Annotated in this window: 11 protein-coding genes; 9 read left to right on the top strand and 2 right to left on the bottom strand. The window is 59.1% G+C overall.

From position 1 onward, the window contains the following. The first annotated feature begins 5 nt into the window (after window positions 1–5). On the top strand, window positions 6–1,523 hold the full coding sequence (gene crtD, locus IP81_RS10680) for a 1-hydroxycarotenoid 3,4-desaturase CrtD (RefSeq protein WP_054107989.1): 1,518 nt from the start codon (window positions 6–8) through the stop codon (window positions 1,521–1,523). Window positions 1,524–1,541: 18 nt separating this feature from the next. On the opposite strand, the gene crtY is transcribed toward crtD, so the two are convergent. Further along, window positions 1,542–2,756 carry a lycopene beta-cyclase CrtY gene (gene crtY / locus IP81_RS10675; protein WP_054107988.1) on the bottom strand — a complete coding sequence of 405 codons (1,215 nt, stop codon included), beginning with the start codon at window positions 2,754–2,756 and terminating at the stop codon, window positions 1,542–1,544. Window positions 2,757–2,998: 242 nt separating this feature from the next. Between crtY and IP81_RS10670 the strand changes: the two genes are divergently transcribed. The 3 genes from IP81_RS10670 (at window position 2,999) to IP81_RS10660 (ending at window position 8,949) form a co-directional block, all read left to right on the top strand. Further along, the gene (locus IP81_RS10670; protein ID WP_054107987.1) at window positions 2,999–4,183 is read left to right on the top strand and encodes an aspartyl/asparaginyl beta-hydroxylase domain-containing protein; all 1,185 of its coding nucleotides are present in this window, start codon (window positions 2,999–3,001) and stop codon (window positions 4,181–4,183) included. Window positions 4,184–4,484: 301 nt separating this feature from the next. Then, window positions 4,485–7,427, top strand: a complete 2,943-nt coding sequence (locus IP81_RS10665; RefSeq protein WP_082356100.1) for a TonB-dependent receptor domain-containing protein — start codon at window positions 4,485–4,487, stop codon at window positions 7,425–7,427. 85 nt (window positions 7,428–7,512) lie between these two features. Then, complete coding sequence (locus IP81_RS10660) at window positions 7,513–8,949, top strand: sulfotransferase (RefSeq protein ID WP_054107986.1); 1,437 nt, start codon at window positions 7,513–7,515, stop codon at window positions 8,947–8,949. On the opposite strand, the gene IP81_RS10655 is transcribed toward IP81_RS10660, so the two are convergent. Then, a complete protein-coding gene (locus tag IP81_RS10655; protein ID WP_054107985.1) occupies window positions 8,939–9,937 on the bottom strand; it encodes a hypothetical protein in 999 nt (332 codons plus the stop codon). The genes IP81_RS10660 and IP81_RS10655 overlap by 11 nt on opposite strands. A 120-nt stretch (window positions 9,938–10,057) precedes the next feature. On the opposite strand from IP81_RS10655, the gene IP81_RS10650 reads away from it, so the two are divergent. The 5 genes from IP81_RS10650 (at window position 10,058) to IP81_RS10630 (ending at window position 21,876) form a co-directional block, all read left to right on the top strand. Next, on the top strand, window positions 10,058–11,851 hold the full coding sequence (locus IP81_RS10650) for a tetratricopeptide repeat protein (RefSeq protein WP_054107984.1): 1,794 nt from the start codon (window positions 10,058–10,060) through the stop codon (window positions 11,849–11,851). 881 nt (window positions 11,852–12,732) lie between these two features. Further along, window positions 12,733–13,077: a hypothetical protein gene (locus IP81_RS10645; RefSeq protein WP_054107983.1), complete on the top strand. Its 345-nt coding sequence runs from the start codon at window positions 12,733–12,735 to the stop codon at window positions 13,075–13,077. Further along, complete coding sequence (locus tag IP81_RS10640) at window positions 13,077–13,811, top strand: cellulose synthase operon protein YhjQ/BcsQ (RefSeq protein ID WP_054107982.1); 735 nt, start codon at window positions 13,077–13,079, stop codon at window positions 13,809–13,811. Before IP81_RS10645 ends, IP81_RS10640 begins: the two co-directional genes overlap by 1 nt. After that, entirely contained in the window at window positions 13,808–18,235 is a 4,428-nt protein-coding gene (gene bcsA / locus IP81_RS10635) for a UDP-forming cellulose synthase catalytic subunit (RefSeq protein WP_054107981.1), read from the top strand. Before IP81_RS10640 ends, bcsA begins: the two co-directional genes overlap by 4 nt. Beyond that, entirely contained in the window at window positions 18,232–21,876 is a 3,645-nt protein-coding gene (locus IP81_RS10630) for a cellulose biosynthesis protein BcsC (RefSeq protein ID WP_054107980.1), read from the top strand. Before bcsA ends, IP81_RS10630 begins: the two co-directional genes overlap by 4 nt. The last annotated feature ends 3 nt before the right edge of the window (window positions 21,877–21,879 follow it).

Raw genomic sequence — 21,879 nt, 5'->3', positions numbered from 1 at the left:
CGGCCATGGCACTAGCAACACGCCGCGTTGTGGTGGTCGGGGCTGGCATGGGCGGGCTGGCGGCTGCGGCTGATCTGGCACGCGCCGGCCTTGCCGTCACCGTAATCGAGCGGGCGCAGACTTGCGGCGGCAAAATGCGCCAAATCATGGCAGGCGGCAGGCCGGTGGATGCCGGACCGACGGTGTTTACGATGCGATGGATTTTTGAAGGACTTTTTGCCGATGCGGGCGAACGGTTGGGCGACCATCTTGATTTGATCGCTGCCACCACCTTGGCGCGTCACGCATGGCGCAGTGGTGGAACGCTGGATCTGTTTGCCGACATTGCGCAGTCTGCCGACGCAATCGGTACCTTTGCCGGGGCAGAGGAAGCGCGCGGTTATCTGGCCTTCTGCGCGCGCGGCAAAGATATCTACACCACGTTGGCAAAGGATTTCATCGCATCAGAGCGCCCGTCGGTGCCCGGTCTGGTGGCCCGGTTGGGCTTGGCGCGCATGCCCGATTTGTGGCGCACGATGCCGATGCGCACTTTGTGGAGCGCGCTTGGCGATCATTTCAAGGACCCGCGCCTGCGCCAGTTGTTTGGCCGTTATGCCACTTATGTCGGTGCATCGCCGTGGTCAGCCCCTGCCACCCTGATGCTGATCGCGCATGTCGAACAGAACGGCGTCTGGCTGGTCAATGGCGGGACACACCGGGTTGCCCAGGCGATCCAGAGCTTGGCGCAGCGGCAGGGCGCGCAGTTCCGCTTTGGCGTGCAGATGGACCGGATAGTGATCGAAAATGGCCGCGTTGCGGGCGTGCTTCTCGACAATGGCGAGCGGCTGGACGCCGATGCCGTGGTCTATAATGGCGACATTTCGGCCCTGACCGCCGAGGAACGCCCAGTCCCTGCCACATCGCCTGCTGCGCGGTCGCTCTCGGCGGTCACATGGTGCCTTTCAGGCCGCACGACAGGGTTTGATCTGGCGCACCACAATGTGTTCTTTGCCGAAGATTACGCCGACGAGTTCAAATCCATCTTTCGGGATCGCCGGATAACGTCTGCGCCCACGGTCTATCTTTGCGCGCAAGACAGGGGCGAAGGCACTGCCCATCCGGAGGGGACACCCGAACGTATGCTGGCGCTTATCAATGCCCCCGCCGACGGTGACCGCGCACCGCTTGATCAAGCCGCGATTGCCGATCTGACTGCGAAGGCCTTTGGCTTGATGGAAGCATGCGGGTTGAAGATTGAGCCCGGCGATGATCCGACCGTGACAACGCCGACCGGGTTTGAGGCGCTGTTTCCCGCGAGCGGCGGTGCGCTCTATGGTCGTGCAAATCATGGCATGATGGGAAGTTTCGCCCGCGCCGGGGCATCGGGCAAAGTGCCGGGGCTTTATCTGGCAGGCGGAAGTGTACACCCCGGCCCCGGCATCCCGATGGCCACAATGTCAGGGCGCATCGCGGCTGCGCGTATGTTGGCGGATTGGGCAGGAAACCGCAGGACTGTCAGTATTCCTGTCGGCGAAGGCTTCTGACCCTCGACTAACCCGCGATCAGCGTGGCGCGCCGGTTTGGGGCGGGCGTTCGGGCAGAGTCAGCGGATTTAGCGCAGGCTCACCCAGCACCGTGCCGATGGCCTTGAAGAACGGCACTGGCGGCTTGCCGGTCAGCACGCGCACCCGGTCTGCCAGCGTCGATTTTCCGGCGTAGAAGCGCTCGATCAACGCTGCATTCAAGCGGTAAAACCGTTGCAGCACAACAAAGCGCAAATGGGGCGCGGCCGTTGCAAAAAGCATCTTAGTCAGCATGCGGTAGAAACCGCCCGCACGCCAATGCTGCCCTGCCCAGCCTCGGCTCCACACCGCCAGAGCACCGCCTGAAACATCCTTCTGCTGCGCCAGATCGAGCGCAAAGGCCAGCGCCAGCGGGAAGGAATAGCCGGTCAGCGGGTGCAGCAAACCGGCGCGCACGCCTGCCAGAGCAACATCGGGCATTTCATGCTCGGCACGAAACGCTTCCCAATCGCCGCTGCCCACCACCGGCAGGCAACCGCTTTCCTCGCCCAGAACCTCGGCCACTTGCCATCCTGCATCGGCGCAATAAGCGGCGATCCGCTCACGCAGCAGCGGCGCGTCCACCTCTGGCCCATCGGCATAATAGGTATCTTCAACAAAGACTTCGTTTGCCGAAAACGGCAGGCAATAGACAAAGCGATAGCCATCATGCTGCGCCACTGTGCCATCCATCACGATGGGGCGTTCCAGCCCATGCGGCGTCGTGGTGCGGATCAATTGGCCAAGGAATTTCTGCCAGCCACCCGCCATATGTGGAAGGCCTGCCGAGCCCCGCGCATCAATCACCGCGCCGGCTTCAATCGTGCGCCCATCGCCAAGCGTGATCCGGTTGGCTGTTACATCGGCAATTTCGCAGCCGCATAACACCGCGTCTATTGGCAGTGCGGTGCGCACGGCTGCATCCAGCCGCTCGCTTGTGATGCTGTGATAGGGCGTGCGCAATTGACGGCGACCGCGCGGAAAACGCACCTCGTAATCATCCCACCGTGCCGCGATCAAAGGTTCAACCAGCGCGGTTCCGCCTTCGGGCAAATCTGTCGCAAAAAATGACCAAACGTGATTGCCACCAAGCCGGTCACCGCGCTCTATAACGAGCACGCGAAGTTCGGGCCGCAATCTGGCTAGCGCCAGCGCGATCAAACCTCCGGCGAGCCCTCCACCGAGCACTGCAATATCTGCACTACGGTCATCCATTCGGCATAAGTCTTAACATGGCCTCCGGTTAATGCAACTGCGCCCGCCCTGCAACGCGCCTGCTTCAGTGATACCGGCCACGAAGAAGCCGGACTGGCCTGCGTGAGCGAAGGTCCAGCTTTTGGCGTTGCTCTGCAAAACGCGCCCACCTCATCCGGTTCCCGACCCCATACTTCGGTCGCTGGCCAGAGCCGCAGATTGACTCTATGGCGCATAAAACACCCACATGCCCGGATGCCTTCATGACCAATGACCCAGCCACACTCAACCAGCAAGGCATGATAGCGCTGCGTCAAGGAGACGCCGCACGAGCGATCAAGGCATTTGCTGCGGCGGTTGCGGCAGATCCGGCTGAGGCTATTCTGCACTACAATCTTGCCAATGCACACGCTTTGGCCGGTAACGCAGCGGAGCAACTGGAGGCGTTAAACGCCGCGCTGGATTGCGATCCCTACATGCCGCACGCGCTGCTTTCGCGTGGCAAGCTGGCCGAGACTCAGGGCTTTGCGGTTGCCGCACTCGCAGATTTCAAGCGCTTACTGGCCGCCGTGCCCGAAGGCGATACCGCTGGCGGTCCCGGTTTTCAGACCGGACTGGCTCATGCGCGGGCAGCGGTAGCAAGCGATACGGCCAATCTGGCCAAACGGCTGGATGCGGTGCAGGCAGAAGCAGATGCAGCAGCCCCACCAGCCGAGGCCGAGCGGTTTCGCCATGCGGTTGATCTGCAACTGGGCCGTCGTCGTGCCTATGTTCACCAACCCCTGGTTCTCAATTACCCCTATCTGCCTGCCATCCAGTTCTTTGATCGCGGCCTGTTCCCTTGGCTACCACAACTGGAAGCGGCCACCCCGGTTATCCGCGAGGAGCTTAAGGCGCTGCTGACCAAAGGTGGTGACGGCTTTGCGCCCTATGTCCGCTATCCGCGCGGCGCGCCGGTGAACCAATGGGGCGAGCTCAATCACAGCGACGCTTGGGCCGCGACCTTTTTTATCGAACATGGCGTGCCCAACCCTGCCATGCGCGAACACTGCCCGCAAACGGCGGCGCTGCTCGAAACGCTTCCTCTCTTTGATTTGCCGGGACGCGGACCGGTGGCCTTCTTCTCCCTGCTTAAGCCCGACACTGCCATTCCGCCGCACACCGGTGCAACCAACATCCGTTCGATTGTTCACCTGCCGCTGATCGTTCCGCAGGGCTGCACCTTTCGCGTTGGTAACGAAGAGCGGACATGGATTGAGGGCGAGGCGTTCGTGTTTGATGACACGATCGAACACGAAGCGATCAATCCCACGAGCGAACTACGCGCCCTTCTGATCATCGATACATGGAATCCATTCATCAGTGCGGGTGAGCGGGAACTGATCGGGCGCTGGATGCGGGAACTGGACGCGCATGGACAGGGGCCGAGCGGCTTCTCGGCGGCCTAAAGCTTCAGGCCGCCTCGGCCGAAAAATTCATGAAAACCCCCAAATGCGAGACAGGTGGCAAACGGATCACAAGTTTGTTGCAACATTGCAACACTTCCCCCGCGTTATAACGCAGTGCACCCAAGCGCATTTGACTTAGCACAATAGTTACAACAGGTACGACCTCAGGCTTTAACCAAAAGCTTAAATGCGCTTTCCGGCTCCGGTCGAACAGCCAGCACCCAAGGAATGGTGGATTGCGACGCCTAGCTGTGAACAGCGGCCCATCGCATAGACACTTTTTGAGAAGAAGGATAAACACGTGAGGACTAACACTCTGAAGCGGCGGGCGCTTTTTGGCAGCTCCGCCCTCGTCTCCATCGCGCTTCTGGCCAGCCAGCCAGCTTTCGCGCAGCAGGCCTCGGCAGCTGAAGAAGCTGCTGACGATGCCGCTGGCGAACCCCAAACCATCGTGGTCACGGGCAGCTTGCTCAAGAACCCGAACCTTGTGCTGTCCAGCCCGGTGAACGTGGTTGGTGAAAAAGAAATCGCCACCCGCCAGATCAACAATGCGGAACAGCTCATTCGCGATCTGCCAGGCGTAGTTCCAGGTATCGGCTCGGCCGTTAACAACGGCAACGGCGGTGCAGCTACCGTCAACCTTCGTGGCCTCGGCAGCCAGCGCAACTTGGCCTTGATCGACGGTGACCGCATCGTACCATCGGGTTCAGGCGGCACTTTCGACCTTAATAACGTGCCGCTGGCCCTTGTCAGCCGCGTTGACATCCTCACCGGCGGTGCCTCAACTACCTACGGTGCTGACGCTGTTTCGGGCGTCGTTAACTTCGTCACCAAGTCCAACTTCAGCGGTCTTGATGCACGCGCATCCTATGGCCTGACCGAGCGTGGCGATGGCAACGCTTTCCGCGTCGACGTGACCATGGGCGGTGACTTCGCCGAAGGCCGCGGCAACGCTGTCATCAGCATGGGATACCAGAAGACCGATCCGGTCTATCAGGGCGATCGCGATTTCTCGCTCTTCCAGATCAACTCGTTCAACGGCCGCGCTGCCGGTGGCTCGCCGACCGGCACGCCTACCTCGTTCTGCCTTGATGACATCTGCGATACCAACTATCTGCAAAACAACGCGAACGGCACCGGTTTTGTTACGCCGGATCCCGACGGTTTCAACTTTGCGCCGTTCAATATCTTCCAGACCCCATTCGAACGCTACAACCTTTTGGGCCAGGCGAAGTACGAGATTGCCGACAACATTGAAGCTTATGGCCGCGGCATGTTCTCGAAGAACACCGTCAGCACGATCATCGCGCCATCGGGTATCTTCGGCGAAGAACTGACCACCAACATCAACAACCCGTTCATCTCGGCTGGTCAACGCGCCGCAATCTGCGCCGCAAACCCTGCCATTGACTGCTCTGCCGGTTCTACCGCTGAATTTAAACTCCCGGCTGTATATCGCCGCACCGTTGAAGTTGGTCCGCGCGTCAGCAAGTTTGTGACCACGATGTTCGACGTCAAAGTAGGTCTGCGTGGCAAGACCATCAACTTCGACGTCAGCGCTGCACGCGGTGAATCGAACCAGACCCAAACGCTGAGCGGCTACACGCTGAAATCCCGCGTTAATCAAGCTCTGCTGGCTGATAACACAACGACCTGCCGTACCACTTCCGGTGGCTGCGTTCCGTTGAACCTGTTTGGCGGCGAAGGCTCGATCACGCCTGCGATGGTCAGCTTCATCCAAGGCGTTTCGACCGTTGCGGTTGATACCGGACTTAGCCAGGTACGCGGCGTCGTTAACGGCGACCTCGGCATCTCATCGCCGGGCGCTTCGACACCGATCAACTTCGCTGCTGGTGGCGAATACCGTAACTACAGCTTCCGCCGTACTCCGGATAACCTGAGCCAGGTTCCGGGCGAACTCGGTGGTGGCGGCGGCGCTGTGCTGCCCTTCGTAGGCGGCTACAACGTGACTGAAGGCTTTGCCGAAGTTAACGTGCCACTGGTCGAAGACAAGCCGTTCTTCAACAACCTGTCGCTCGAAGCCGGTATCCGTCAATCGAAGTACAAGGTTGATGCAGCAGGCGATCCATCGTTCGACACCACTACCTGGAAGGTTGGCGCGAACTGGGAGCCCACCGATGGCTTGAAACTACGCGGCGGTTATCAGCGCGCGGTTCGTGCACCGAACATTGGCGAACTCTTCGCCCCGTCGGTAACGGGCCTCACCAATCTTGCGATCGACCCATGCTCGGGCACGAAAGCACAGGGTAATGCCAACCTCAGCGCAGTCTGCATTGCGCAGGGTGCTTCGGCAGCCCAGATTGCCGCCGGTTCGATCCAGGATCCAGCAGCAGGCCAAGCCCAATCCACCGGCGGCGGCAACCCGCTCCTGAGCCCTGAAGTAGCAGACACCTTCACCATTGGTGCTGTGTTTGCTCCAACCTTCCTGTCAGGCTTCAGCATGACTGTTGATTACTTCAACGTGAAGGTTGCTGGCGCTGTTTCGGCACCAACCCCATCGGACGTGATCAATGCGTGCTTCCAGAACGTGACTGCCGCTTCGGCTGCAACCGCTGCCTGCAGCAACATTCGTCGCAACCCGGTGAATGGCCGTCTGTCTGGCCCGGCCGGCACCACCTTCGGCCTGCCTACACCATTGTCGAACCTCGGACGTATCGATACCAGCGGTATCGATTTCACGGCCGCCTATGCGACCGATATAGGCTTTGCGCAGTTGTTGATGAACCTTAATGGTACCTACACCATCGACAACTACTTCCAGGCGACCCCGAGCTCAGTCAACCGCGAATGCGTAGGCCAGTACTCGGTAAACTGCGGCGCAATCCAGCCAAAGTGGGCACATAACTTGCGCACCACGCTGGACTTTGATGGCGACGTCAACGTTTCATTGCTGTGGCGTTACATGAGCGGCGTTGAATACGAACGTCGCTTGTTCGAAACACGTAAGGCGTTCAATGGCACCATCACTGGCAGCGGTGTGCTTGTTGGTGAGAAGCTTGATTTCAACCAGATCAGCGCTTTCAGCTACTTTGATCTGTCGGCAGGCTTCAAGATCATGGAGACGTTCACGCTGGATCTCCTTGTCGCCAACCTGTTCGACCGTAAGCCACCAATCGTCGGCGCAACCCTGGGCACCACCGCCCAGAACAGCGGCAACACCTATCCGTCAACTTATGACGCACTGGGTCGCCGCTTCACTGTCACCGTCGGCATGCGCTTCTGATCTTTTCGGAAGAGCAGATAAAAAAGGGGGTGGGCGCGAGCTCGCCCCCTTTTCTTTTGCGCCAAGCCATGAAAGAGGCTCCGCGATGAACGAACCCACACTTTCCCCCGAGATGATTGGCCAGGCCCTTACCGAACATCGCTTCACTGATGCTGCCCAGCTGCTTCAGGCTTGGGTTGAGCAACACCCGGACGACACCGATGCGTGGTTCAATCTCGGATTTTGCTTGCGTCAGATGTTGCAGCCAGCAGCGGCGTTGCACGCCTATCAGCGCGCGATTGATGCCGGTATCACCGAACCGGAACAGGCGCATCTGAACATGGCGGCGGTGAAGGCCGAAGTGTTTCACGATGTCGCTGGTGCCCGCGCCAGCTTGAACACTGCGCTTTCCTTGCAACCCGCATTCGTGCTGGCTTGGCAAAACCTGGGCCAGTTGGAAGAAGATGTGGGCAACGCCGATGCTGCGCGTGCTGCTTATGAATCGGCACTGCGCCACGCGCCGGGTCTTGGCCGCGCCCATGCCCGCATCGCCGGTATTGAGGTTTTTTCCGGACATGCTGCCGAAGGATTGGCGCGCGTGGAGCAGGCGGCGGCGCTGGCCACCACGCATGATGACCTGATCGAATTGTCGTTTTCTGCGGCCAATGCCCTCGATGCTCTTGGCCGCTATGATGAGGCCTTTTCCCATGCATTGGACGCAAACCAATTGCAGAAGCAGTCAACCCGGCTTGCCCACCGACAGTCCGATGTAACCGCGCAGATCGATGCGATGATTGCGCTGTTTCCGGAAGAGCCACTGCCCGCCGCCGAGATGACGGCATCGCCGATCTTTATCTGCGGCCTGTTCCGGTCGGGCTCAACCCTGCTGGAAACCCTCCTGAACCGCCACGCAGGTGTCACCATGGGAGGCGAGCTTGCCTATACGCCATGGTTCATGACGCAATATGGCGGCGATATCCAACCTGCAACGGTCGCCGATGCAGCCGCTCGCTTCCGCGCGGAATACGCCAGCTTTGCGCAAGGTGTACTGGGCGGTACCAGCGTCTTTACCGACAAGCGGATGGATAACTTCCTCTATCTCGGGCTGATCAAGCGCGCGTTCCCGGCAGCGAAGATCGTGCATGTAATGCGCAATCCGATCGACAATTTCCTGTCGATGTACTTCCTGCCCTTTGCCGACAACCTCACCTACGCCAACGATTTCGATGACATGCTGCACTATTACCGGCAGTATCGCCGCCTGATGGCGCACTGGCAGGTCTGCTTTGGCGAGGACATCATCCCCGTGCGCTATGAAGCACTGGTAGAGCAGCCCGAGGCCGTGATCGCCGACATCGCGCAGGCGGTTGGCCTTTCAGGCAAGGCTGAACAAAGCGACGCACAGATCATACGCACGGCGAGCGTCTGGCAAGTGCGCCAGCCTGTCCACGCCCGGTCGCGCGGGCGCTGGCGCAATTACGCTGCACACGTGGGCGAGTTGGCAGACTTGTTGCGTGCCGAGTATCCTGAATTCAGCGAATAAGCGGATTGGGCAGGTCAAGCGGAATCCCCTGCGATTCCGCGACCTTCTCTGTCCAGATTGCGACTTTGCCGATTTCGTCGGCATGGACATCCTCGGTAGCCCGCTCGCGTTCGCGGGCTTCGGCGCCAAATGCGGTGCCGTGCTTGCTGTGGCGGGTAAAGGCCGGACCTGCCACCACGGCCTGCGCATCAAGGCCAACGCCGAACAGACTGCCAAGCGCCGCCATTACATCAGCAGACCGCGCGGTTACCAGATCGCTGTTTAGTGTCCGCACCCGGCCTTCAAGCCGCACTGCCAGTCGTCCAAACAACTGCTGTTGCACCAACCAGCCCATAGCGGCCACTTGCAGATCGGATTGCGCCAGATAGTCCTGCGCGCCGAAACCGATATCATGCAGTCCTTGGCCCAGTTGCTTGACGAGAAGATCACGCACCCACAACCGCCCCTCAAGCCCTTTGCGTGCAATCGAGCCGAGATAGACGCGCAAAGGCGCGTGCAGCAGCAGGGCATGGGATTGCGGACTCAGTTGGAGCATCCCGGCGATGAGCGCATTAGTAATGTTGCTGGGCTTGACCACAATGCTCTCGCCCGGGCCAAACGGTCGAGCAAGCAACTTCAGGCTGGCGTCCATCGCTTGCGCCAATTGGGGGCCAGTGGCACCGCGCATCTGCCAGCCAGCCAAGTCGTTAAGCACCATCGGCTCCTTCAGCCCCATAGCAAGGCCGGGTAGATCGAAGGCACGGGCGAGCACGGACGAAAGACAGAAGGCCGAATGAAAGATGAAATGGACCGGGGCACGTGTCGAGTTCGACAGGGCATTGCGCGCCATGAATGTTTCCGGTGCGCTACCCAGATACTCTTCTGTCAGAAAGGTAGCAGAGGCGTGATCTTTACGGCTGAGGTGGCGAAAACGGAAACCGTCGGCGGCTTCATCAAATCGCCACGGAAACCAGAGCGGATCAGCGGCCAAGTGTGCGACAGTCGTCATGCTTTCTTTTGGCTGGTCGGCCTTTGCTTGTCCAGCAGTAGAAGGTCTTGACAGGCCGTCAGGAGGACTTCTGCTTTGCCTCTTGCAACGGGATGCGAGTGTGGCAAGGCTACGGGCTAAATGATGAACGCGACCGACATGAGCCTGTGCCAACAGGCACTCTCCTTCCTCAAAGCCGGCCAGCCAGCGCAGGCAGGTGCATCGCTGGCGCGGCTCTCGCCAGCGGCTCAGCAGCATCCCGATGCGTTCTATCTGGCAGCGTTGGCATGCGAGGGTCTAGGCCGTACAACAGATGTTGAGCCGCTGTTCGTGGCTGCCATCGAACGTGCGCCGCGCAATCCCGTTTACAAGAACAGTTACGCCCTGTTCCTGTCACGGCAGGGTCTTGGTGCTGAAGCAATTGCCGCGCTGGAAAGCGCCGTTGAAATGGCCCCGGATCATGGCGAGGCTTGGCTCAATCTTGCCTTGTTAAGACAGGAGCGCGGTGATCTGTCCGAGGCCGCCAAGGCGCTGGCCAGAGCAGAGGCACTGGCACCTGACACACCGCGCGTGCTTGCCGCCGCCGGTGCCTTGGCCCAAGCGCAGGGCGACTGCCCAAGGGCAAGGGCGGCCTTGATGAAGGCCGTGAAACAGGCGCCCAGCGATCTGGCCGCTGTATTGCGACTGGCCAAAGCGTTGGGACAACAAGGCGATTTCACGGCTGCTTTGGCGGCGCTCGGTTCTGCCGACGATCCCCAACTGGCCACGACACGTGCAGATCTATTGGCCGATGCCGGACGCATGGAAGAGGCAGAGGCCGCCTATCGCGCTGTTGCGACGCGCTGGCCACACCACACCGAGGCCCTCACCTCACACGCCTTCCTGCTGCCGCAACTGGGCCAGCGATCTGCGGCGCTCGATGTTTTCAGGGCCGTGCTAGCCGATGATGCTCCGGCGCAGGTATGGCGCGCTGCCTTGGCGGCGGCGCGCGGCATCAATGACGGCGCAACGCTGTTGGCTTGGGCAACCGAGGCGGAACAGAAGTTTGGGCCGACAGCAGAATGGCGACTGGCGCGGCTTACAGCGCTGCGGCTACAGGAACGCTATAGCGAGGCATTGGTCGAGGTTCGGACGGAGCAGGTGCGCTTCCCCGGTGAAACAGCGCTGGCCAATCACCGGGCGTGGCTGGCTTTGCGAAATGGTGAACTGGACGAGGCTGAAACTGCGGCACTCGCGGTCAGTCGCGCAACCCCGCTGGACCAGACAGCATGGAGCCTGTTGAGCATTATCTGGAGGCTCAAGAACGATACACGCGAAAGCTGGCTGATCGATTATGACAAATTGGTAATGACCAGGGATCTCGTAGTCCCGACTGGCTGGAGCAACCTAACGACGTTTCTGAGCGATCTCAAGTCAGTGTTAGAGCAACGCCATACGACGCTTAATGCACCCCCGGAACAAACATTGCGCGGCGGCACCCAGACACGCGGCGAACTATTTGCCACAACAGATCCAGTCCTGCTCGCTCTGCGCGATTCACTGGGGACGACGTTGGAGGGCTGCCTGGCAGGCCTGTCGCATCAGGCGGGGCACCCGTTCCTGGGCCGTCTCACCGGCAAAGCGCGGCTGGCGGGCAGTTGGTCGGTGCGGCTTCAGGGCTTGGGCCACCACGTCAACCATATCCACCCTCAAGGCTGGCTCAGCTCGGCCTTTTATGTCGCGCTACCACCCGAGATGGATGCAGATGGCGATGCCGGTTCGCTAACATTCGGTTCGCCAGATGCTGGCCTGGGACTGTCGCTGGTGGCCCGCCGGGTGGTAAGGCCGTCGGCCGGGAAGCTGACAATTTTCCCGAGCTATGTCTGGCATGGGACCTTGCCGTTTCAAAGCACATCATCAAGGCTGACTGCGGCGTTTGATGCTCTGCCGGTTTAGGCCCGGAATCAGAGTTTCTGCTGACACAAGCTAAGCCAACTAGAATTGCCACGTTTGACCTAACCACTTTCTGTCAAAATACTTGGCGCGGCAATAGTGTTACGCGTTTACGGATTAGCTGGTGAAGCAATATCGTCACGCGCAGCCGAGTCTAAATGGTCGTGAGAGACGTAAGAACGCAGCATCAACAACCTGTTCAACAAGGCACCGCCAGTGATCGCTTTCAACGCTTAGTCGGCCAACACTTATCCGGGCACGTTTGATGTGCTTGGTCGCGACTTCTTCATCTCGGCCCAGTTCAGCTTCTGATTCGAAACGAAGTCTAAACAAGGAAGGGCTCCCAATTCGGGTTACGCGCCCTTTTTTGGGTCTACGGCTGTCACGCAACATCAAACCATCTCCAAACTTGTTTGATTCACCTGTTGCGCAAGCGAACAACTGCAAGGAACGTGGTATCCCGCGTATCTCGGGCTCTGCATCCGAGGATAGCTCGCGATTATCCTCCGGTCGGCAAGTACACACACCCGCTTCGCCCTCGAAAACGCCAAAATTTAACAATTTTTTCGCTTGGACTGGCGCCTAACACATTTTTTTGGGGAAAAATTTCAGCGGCCCAGCCTTATCCCTCCTACAACGCTGGCTATTTGCAACGCCTTGCCAAGGATCGCCTCGGAATACCGTAATGATCTGAATTTATTAATTTAAATTTTGTGATTTTTTCAACGGCATGCTCCCACACAAACCGTACCCAGTCCGCCGCAGTGCCCAAAAACCCCTGACAATTCGTACCATACGCCCTTTGAGGCCGCCGCTGATACATTTTGGATTTGTTAACCAATTTATGTGAGGTATTACGGCATTCTACTAAGGGCAGATACTCGATGCGCGCTGATGTAAAGACTCTCTTCGACCGTCTTGGCAAAACCGATTTCCAGTATCACGATTTTGGTGATCGTTTCACCGAGGTCGAGACATGGCCAGTGTTCGAGGCCATTCTGCGCGATCCCCGCGTGCAACAGACCGTTATCGGCAGCGTTGTTGTAACGGCACGCGAACCTGAACCGGAACCGCGCGCGCATCAACCCCTGCCCTTGGCCGCTGCGCTTTCGCGCAAATATGGCGGACAGCAACAAGCTGCGCCCGCGCGCGCCGCGCCACAGGATCCGCAAGACGTGCGCAGCCTGCTTGCCCGGATATCCACTGCGGTCAGCAAGGGAACGCTCTGATGCCCTTGATGCTTGTTCAAGGCCTGCGGGGCGGCGTTGGAACAACAAGCCTCGTTGCCAATCTCGCCATAGGCCTTGCCCAGTCCGGTGTGCCTGTGACCGTCCTTGATATGGCCGCACGCAGCACCATGGCTTTGCACTTCGGTCTGGAGCCGACAGATCGCCTGCCAGCACTAGATGAAGGTCAGCCAAACGATGCCGTTGTGCACGGGGTTACGCTTCGCGATGCCTATACGATAGCAGACCGGGGCGATCTCGCTTATGGTTTGGCGTCGGGCGAAATAAGCTTCGATGATAACATGTTGTTCATTGCCGATGCAGGATCGTCGGATATGACCCTGTTTGAACAGCTCCGCCCGTACGCCGTGCTTGATATGTTGGTGCTTGCGCCTTCGGGCGAATGCCTGGTTAGCCTGCCCGAGGCGCTCGACGCCGCCGGGCCAAACACGCGTTTCGTGCTGAACAAGGCCGACGATACGCGCAAACTGGCGCGTCACGCCGCCGTGTTTGTGCGCGAACTGCTTGGTGATAAACTGCTCGCCACTATTCGCAGCGACGAAGCGGTTGTTGAATCCGCCGCCATGATCCATCCGCTGGTGCGCCATGCACCGGTCAGCGCCGCGCTGCACGATATCAGTGCGCTAGGCGTTCTGATCGCCGGTCTCGTGCCGGTTGGAGGCGCCGAAACCTCCGTCACTCGCGAAGCACCGCACAAGGCTAGCCACGCTGCATGAATGGTCTTTTAAAACGCGCACAGACCGTGCTCTCACTGGTGGCTTTGGTATTTGCCGCAGTCGTGGTGATTGGCGTTCCGCTCGACCTCACCCAGCAATGGTTAATGGCCGGTGGCACGATCTTTGGCACCGTATTGTTGGCCCGCACAAAATCGCGTAAGATGATTCTGACGCTCGGCATTTTGTCGATCCTGACGTCGACGCGCTATATGTTCTGGCGCACCACCCAGACGCTATCGTTCAATACCCTGCCCGAGTTTGTGTTCGGATCAGGGCTGTATCTGGCTGAAATGTACGCATGGGTGCTACTGCTGCTGGGCTTCTTGCAAACAAGTTGGCCGCTTGAGCGACCGGTGGTCGAAATAGAAGGCGAGCCAGACACCTGGCCAACCGTTGATGTCTATGTTCCGACTTACAACGAAAGCCTGGAGATCGTCCGAAACACGGTCTATGCGGCGATGGATATGGATTACCCGGTCGATAGGTTCCGGGTGTTCATCCTTGATGACGGACGGCGCGCGGATTTCCGCGCTTTTGCGCGTGAAGCGGGCTGCGGTTACATCACACGTGACAATAACCTCCACGCAAAAGCTGGCAATCTGAACGCCGCGATGAAGCAAACCGATGGCGAATTGATCGCTATCTTCGATTGCGACCACGTCCCTGTGCGGTCATTCCTGCAACTCAGTGTTGGCTGGTTCCAGAAGGACCCGGCCCTTGCTCTGATGCAAACACCGCACTTTTTCTATTCTCCCGATCCAGTGCAGCGCAACATTGCCTCGGCCCGTCACATGCCGGGCGAGGGCGATCTGTTCTACAATCCGGTTCAAGATGGCAACGATCTGTGGAATGCCACGTTCTTCTGCGGCAGTTGCGCAGTCATTCGCGCCGAGGCACTCGCGCAAACCAATGGCTTTGCCGGTGAAACGGTGACGGAAGACGCCCACACCGCGCTGAAACTTCAACGCATGGGGTGGAACACCGCCTATATCTCAACACGCCTTTCGGCAGGCCTTGCCACAGAACGCCTTGTTGTTCACATCGGCCAGCGTATCCGCTGGGCCCGCGGGATGACGCAAATCATGCGGATCGACAACCCGCTGATGGGCAAGGGCCTCAAATGGCAGCAGCGCCTTTGCTATTTAAACGCGATGCTGCACTTCCAGTTCCCGCTGCCGCGCATCGTATTTTTGACCAGCCCATTGGCATATCTTATCTTCGGCCAGAACATCATCCAGGCATCGGCCACGCTCATTTTTGCTTATGCGATGCCGCATTTGTTCTGCTCGCAAGTGGCCGCAGAACGTCAACAATCCGGATGGCGGCGGCCATATTGGGGGGAAATCTACGAGACTATTCTTGCGTTCCATCTGGTTGCCCCCACGGTGAAAACCTGGTTCCAGCCGCGCAAGGGCAAGTTCAACGTAACCGATAAGGGCGAATTGCTCGACAAGACGTTTTTTGACTGGGCCATCGTCAAGCCGCACCTGATTACGATCAGCCTGATCGTGGGCGGAATCTTGCTGGCAGTGTCCAAGTACCTGTTCTTCCAAAGCTACTTCAATGTGCAGCTCGATACGCTCGCGTTGAACCTGGCTTGGGCAACCTTCAGCTTGATCCTGCTGACCACCGCAGTGTCCGTGGCGCGTGAATCGCGCCAGGCGCGCAAGGAAATCCGTGTGGATGCAGCACTTCCTGTGACGGTCCACTTTGCCTCGGGTCATGTGGCCTATGGCGTAACCACCAATATCTCGATGGGCGGGGCCGCGATCCGCATCCCGGCGGGTGCGGCTTCTCCGGATACAATTGCCCGCCATATCGTGTTGTCGACAGGGACCGAAAACCTCGCAATCCCGGTCGACCAGATCCGGCGGCAGGGCGATATGGTTGCAGTGCAATTCCACAAGCTTGAGCATGTCGCCGCGCGCCAGATCGTGCGTGTTATCATGGGCCGGGCTGACGCGTGGCAGCGCAGCTATGCGCCCGAACGCGTCTCGGGCCTGCGTTCGTTCTGGGACATAATCTTGATTGATATCTTGACGATTAAGCGGGCACTTGGCCTCAATTTTGCCGAACGCCGATTTGAAAAAGCCGCAGTTGTTCAAAAAAGCGCCCAACCCGCAAAGCCGGTGGCACCGGCTGCGCCTGCGGCATCCAAACTGCTGAAGGCTGCGGGTCTGGCGTTCGGGCTGCTGGCATTGGGTTATGCCTTGGCGCCACAGTTCGCACTTGCCGCCCCTGTAACAACTCCCGCAGCAACAGCGCCAGAACTGGCTGCCGCTACGGCTTCAGATCAGCGGTCCGAACGCCTCACTTTCAAAGACTTGCGCATCCGCAACGCCATTCGTTTGCAGGGTACCCGCGGCGAAATCAGCATACCGTTCGGTGTCCGTCAGGATCAGGTTGTCAGCGCCGCATCGATCACCTTGCAAACGGCATGGTCACCAGCCTTGCTGGGTGACCGCAGCCAATTGGTGATCATTGTCAACGGCGAAGTCGTGCAAGTTGTCCAGCTTCTGCCGCAGAACTCGGGCGGCCAGCGGATCACAGTACCGGTCAACCCTGCGTTGTTTCTGCCCGGAGACAACCAGCTCAACTTGCGCTTGATCGGGCATTATGCACGCGATTGCGAGGATCCGTTCCATAGCCTGCTCTGGGCCAACATCAGCAATACACGTTCATGGCTTGACCTGACCCTCCAACCCCTGCCGAACACCCCGGATCTCGCCCGCCTGCCCGCGCCATTCTTTGAAAAGGGCATCAATACGGCCCTGAAAGTGCCATTCGTATTTCCCGGTCAGCCCCATCGCGGCGAACTCGAAGCCGCAGCATCCATCGCTTCATGGCTTGGTAGCCTTGCCAGCTATCGCGGCTATGCGTTCAAGCCTTCATTTGGTGCCGTACCCACCGGCAACGCGGTGGTCTTTCTCAATCGGGGCGATGCCATGCCGGAACTTGGCCTTGCCGTAACCGGACCATCAGCCGCGGTCATCGTCAACCCGACTGACCGGTTTGGCAAGCTGCTCGTAATCATGGGCCGTGACGACACGGAATTGCGGCTTGCCGCTGCTGCTATTGCCACCGGTAAAGGCCTGTTTGGCGGCCCAAGGATGAGCTTTGAGGGTGCGCGAATTCCCACTTGGCCGCGCTATGGTGCGCCGCGCTGGCTTTCAACAGATCGCGCGATGAAAGTCGGCGAGCTGGTTGAACCTTATGCACTGCAAGGCATGGGCCTGCCGCCCGGCCCGCTGACCGTGCGCTTCCGCGTCGCACCAGACCTGTTCTTCTGGCCGCGTCAAGGCGGCGAAGTCGATTTGCAGTATCGCTATCCCGTGGCCAGTTGGCTTGATCGCGATGCCTCGCGCCTCGATGTCTCGATGAACGGGCAATACCTCAAGTCTTTGCCCGTCACCGGTAGCTGGTGGAGCGGGATTTTTGGCAAGAGCGGCGTGAACAGTTCGGACAACACGGCAAGCGTGGTCATGCCGCGCTACAGTCTGTTCGGGCAGAACGAACTGGTGTTCGATTACAACCTGATTGTTGCGGACAAGCAGAAGTGTACCGGCATGCTACCTGATAACGTGCGCGTTGCAGTTTTGCCAGATTCAAAGATTGATCTGACAGCAGCCTATCATGGCATCGAAATGCCGGATCTGGCCCCCTTTGCCAGCGCTGGATATCCGTTCACAATCAGGCCTGATCTGGCTGAGACAACGGTAATCATGGCCAGTGATCCAACGCCCGCTGCGATTGAAGCATTCCTGACGCTGATGGGTCGGTTTGGCGATTCCACCGGCGTTGCCACAACAGGCATTACCATTACGGACCGTGCAGAAGCTTCACGCCTTGAGGATCAGGACATCTTGGTGATTGGCAGTACCAACCTTGCCGGGTCCGAAGAACTGTTTGCACCAGCACCACTGCGTTATGAAGGTGATGCCCTGCAAGTCGCGCAGAAAAGCCCGATGCAATATGTCGGCGCGCTGCTCAATAACCGTCCGCAAGCCGACAAAGCGGACATTGAAAGCGTGGTCCGAAGCGCGCGCGGCTTCAGCGGCTTTGTCAGCTTCCGTTCTCCTTATGGAAAAGAGCGCACGGTTGTGGCGCTTCTTGCCGAAGACACGGTCGAATTGCCAAAGCTGGTTGATGGCATGGCCGACGCCAAGATCAACGCACAGATTCAAGGCGATCTTGCGGTCGTATCGGGCGAAGGTATGGTCAGCTTTGCGATCGGGCCAACCTATTGGGTGGGCTCGCTGCCCGTCTGGATGAAGGTCGCATACTGGTTCAGTCAACGCCCCTTCCTGATGGCTTTGTCAACGCTGATCCTCGCTTTGGGGCTGACTGGGCCCGCCTTCCTCTTCTTCCGCCGTCAGGCTCGTGCCCGATTGGCTGCCATTGGCGATAAAGGTGAACCTAAATGACGCGCAAATCCGACCTTTTGCAGCGCAGCCTGATCTTGTGCCTGCTGGGCACCATGGCTCAACCAGGTACTGCGGCAGCTGAAGTTCCTGGCGTCAAGGCATTGATCGAGCAAGCCAAATACTGGCGATCCAAAGGGCGCAACGACCTTGCGGACCAAGCCCTGCGTCGTGCCCGGGCGCTTGATCCAAAAAGTGTGGAAGCAAAACAGGCGGCCCCAAAGCCTGCACCAAAACAGTTGCCAAAGCCTGCATTTGGACAACAGTCGGCACCGGTGGCCAAGGCACCAGTCGTCCGCCAAAAGGTTGCCGCCCCTGCTCCGAAACGCCAAGCTGAAGCCCGGCGGCCCAAGGCAACACCGGCCTCAACCGCAGGAACCGTGCGCGTTGCCGGCTTTTCGGCCTTGGATGCTGGCGATATCGACACAGCGGCCAACCGCTTCGAACGAGCGCTGACGTCTAATCGCAACGATGGCGATGCATTGGGCGGATTGGGCATTGTAAGGTTGCGCCAAAGCCGGTTTTCCGAAGCGCGCGATCTGCTCGAACGAGCATCACGCCAGCCCGGCGCATCTCGCTGGGCCGAGGCGCTCACCACATCGCGCTTCTTTGCCGGCGTCGAAGATGCGCGACGTGCGCTTAACGCTGGCATGACCGACAAAGCGCAAGCAATTGCCGAAGACGTCGTACGGATGAATTATGAAGAGCCGCAACCAGCTCTGGAAGCGTTGGCGGAAATCTACGAAAAGCAAGGCAGGTTTGCCGACGCGGCTGATCTTTACAGCCAGGCAGGGGACGGTGGAGCCGATAATGAATCGCGTTTGCGCAGCCGTGCTGCCCGTGGACGTGCGCTTGCTGCTGCGGCGCAAGGCGATGATTTCATGGCTGAGCAAGAGTTCCACAACGGCCTGTTGATCGACAGCAACGATCCATGGATCCGTTATGAATTTGCGCGCTTCATGATCCGTAAAGGTCGGCGCGTCGAAGCAGAATCGCTCATCGCCTCGTTGTCGCAGGCTACCTCGACCGACGCAATTTACGCAGCCGCACTTGTTCATCAGGACCTTGGCAATGCGCTCGCGGCTTCAGCCCTGATTGACCGTATCCCGGAAGGCCAGCGCACCCCTGCGATGCAAACTTTTGCGATCAGCATCAAGACCGAGAGCGCAATCCAACGGGCCAAGGCCATGGCCGATGTCGGGCAGAAGGCCGGTGCGATTTCGGCTCTGCGGCAAATTGGCGCGATGTCTACCCTGCCAGCTGCTCGCCGTGCCCAAGTGGCAGACGCGCTGTTTGATCTGAACGATACTGCCGCTGCATCCAGCATGGCCGCCAATGCCTTGAACGGTGAAATTACCGATCTTGCGGGATACGATGCAGTCGTTCGCGTCTTGGCCAAAACCGGACGCGAAGATCTGGCGCGCAAAGCCTTGCAAAAGGCGGCTCCGCTGGGCAACAGTTCAGCCGAAGGACAGCGGGCCTTGGCCAGAATGTCTGCCGGACTTGCTGTTTCTCAGGCTGAACGGATGCGCCTTGCCGGTCAATTTGCGCCTGCTTTTGACTTGTTGCAAACGGCCTGGGCGTCGATGCCCGATGATGTGGAAGTCCTTTCCGCTATTGCACGCCTGTACCAAAGCGGCAGAATGCCTGCCCGCGCGGCACAATCGTTCCAACTCGTACTAGCGCGCGAACCGCGCAACCGGGGTGCGTTGATCGGGCTTGCTGAAACCGCCCAAGCGGCAGGCGACCGCGCTTTGTCTGCCCGCGCCAGCGACAAGGCAATCGAGGCATGGCCTGATGATTATCAAGTTCGTCTAACGTTGGCACGCGTTGCCGAACAACGCGGCGATAAGGGCGCTTCGGTACGGCTGCTGAAACAAGCACGGTCGCTTTATACCCAACAGAACGCTGGCGCCTCAAGCGTGCAACAAGGTGGTAATCCGTTCGCGGCCGGCAATGTCCCCAACGATGGCAACCCGTTCCGCACACAAGCCATGTCTACGCCGCCGGCACCGGCACGGATAAATCCGTTCGCACTGGGAAATGGCACGCAGCTTCCGGCGGTTGGCATGGCAAACTTTGATCAGCCCGCCAGAGCGAGGCTTCAACCCATGTCTGCGAATGGATGGGACAACCCGGTTGCCACCCAAACCCGTTCGCAAGGCAATTGGGATAGCCCTGCCCCTGCGCGGTCACAAAGCGGATGGGACAATCCCGTCCCTGCCCGCGCGCAAAGTGGATGGGACAATCCCTCTCCCGCGCCGTCGCAAAGCGGCTGGGACAATCCCTCTCCCGCGCCGTCGCAAAGCGGCTGGGACAATCCTGCCCCGGCACGGGACCAAGGTGGGTGGGGCAATCCTGCCCCGTCCTATAGCCCGTCGCAGAACCAATTTGCCGCAGCACAGTATCAGCCTGTACCATCACCATTCCCCAGCAGCACCAGCCGCAATTATGGTTCGATGCCAATGGGCGGATCCGCTGACCCCATCATGGCCGGTATTGAATCCGATATCCGCGCGCTCACCAAAAATTCTGGGCCTAGGGTGGATTTGCAAACAGCCTATCGCCAGCGCAAGGGCGAAACGGGCCTTAGCCAATTCAGCGAAATCAAGGGTACGGCAGAGCTCTCGACCGGCCTGCTTGGAGGCCGCGCAAAAGTGCGTGCCGAGGCAGTTATGATTGATGCCGGGCGCCCCGAAGGCTCGGGCCTTGCTCGCTTTGGCCGCAACGCAACGATCGAAGCGCGCTCGATCGTTAACAGGGTGCCTTCACCGTTGGTGCAAGCTGCAACCCAGCAAGCATCGGGAGTTGCATTATCAGCCGGTTATGAAAATGATCTGGTACAGGCTGAAGTTGGCACAACGCCCATAAACATGGGGCGCACCAAGCTTGCCTTCCGTGCTGCGTTGACGCCACGCATAACGCCGAATCTGACCGCAAAGGTGTGGGTCGAGAAAAAACCGGTCACCGATTCCGTTATCTCTTACGCAGGCACGCGCGATCCCGTTTCGGGTGAGCGCTGGGGCGGGGTGATGCGCACCGGTGGTGGTGTGGCAGGCTCTTATGACAGCGAAGGCAATGGTGTGTATGGCGAGCTTGCCTATAGCCGCTATCGCGGTCGCATTGTTCCCAACAACTCGTCATTTGAAGCAAACTTTGGCGGCTACCTGCGTTTGTTCAAGGGCGAACATTCGCAATTGACCGGCGGCATCAACGCCAATTACCAAACTTATGACAACAACCAGAATCACTTCACCTATGGTCACGGCGGTTATTTCAGCCCACAGAACTTTGTCAGCATCGGCTTCCCCATCAACTACACACTAGAAACCGACAAGCTGGATGTGAAGGCCAACATTACCCCCGGTTTCCAAAGCTTCAAGCAGGAAGACACCGCGCTCTACCCCTCGGAACCCGGCTTGCAGGCGCAGCTTGACGCGTTCAAGCTCCTCAACACCGATGTGCGGTCACGTTATGATAGCCTCAGCCGCACCGGCTTTGCCATTACAGCAGGCGGTTCTGCCTACTACCGGATTTCACCCACCACCGAGATTGGCGGCAACACCTCGTTCAATACATTCGGAAACTTTGACGAATTCCGTTCAACAATCGGGATTCGCCAATCTATCGGGGGAACGAATTAAATC

Origin of the sequence: Novosphingobium sp. AAP83 (genome assembly GCF_001295795.1) — a bacterium.
Taxonomy (GTDB): domain Bacteria; phylum Pseudomonadota; class Alphaproteobacteria; order Sphingomonadales; family Sphingomonadaceae; genus Novosphingobium.
This window is presented reverse-complemented; position numbering and strand designations above follow the sequence as displayed.

Excerpts from the sequence above, each read along its gene's own strand:
- IP81_RS10655 (WP_054107985.1), bottom strand. The coding sequence starts at position 9,937 with ATGACGACTGTCGCACACTTGGCCGCTGATCCGCTCTGGTTTCCGTGG.
- IP81_RS10660 (WP_054107986.1), top strand. The coding sequence starts at position 7,513 with ATGAACGAACCCACACTTTCCCCCGAGATGATTGGCCAGGCCCTTACC.
- crtY (WP_054107988.1), bottom strand. The coding sequence starts at position 2,756 with ATGGATGACCGTAGTGCAGATATTGCAGTGCTCGGTGGAGGGCTCGCC.
- IP81_RS10650 (WP_054107984.1), top strand. The coding sequence starts at position 10,058 with ATGATGAACGCGACCGACATGAGCCTGTGCCAACAGGCACTCTCCTTC.
- IP81_RS10645 (WP_054107983.1), top strand. The coding sequence starts at position 12,733 with ATGCGCGCTGATGTAAAGACTCTCTTCGACCGTCTTGGCAAAACCGAT.
- bcsA (WP_054107981.1), top strand. The coding sequence starts at position 13,808 with ATGAATGGTCTTTTAAAACGCGCACAGACCGTGCTCTCACTGGTGGCT.
- IP81_RS10670 (WP_054107987.1), top strand. The coding sequence starts at position 2,999 with ATGACCAATGACCCAGCCACACTCAACCAGCAAGGCATGATAGCGCTG.
- IP81_RS10640 (WP_054107982.1), top strand. The coding sequence starts at position 13,077 with ATGCCCTTGATGCTTGTTCAAGGCCTGCGGGGCGGCGTTGGAACAACA.
- crtD (WP_054107989.1), top strand. The coding sequence starts at position 6 with ATGGCACTAGCAACACGCCGCGTTGTGGTGGTCGGGGCTGGCATGGGC.
- IP81_RS10630 (WP_054107980.1), top strand. The coding sequence starts at position 18,232 with ATGACGCGCAAATCCGACCTTTTGCAGCGCAGCCTGATCTTGTGCCTG.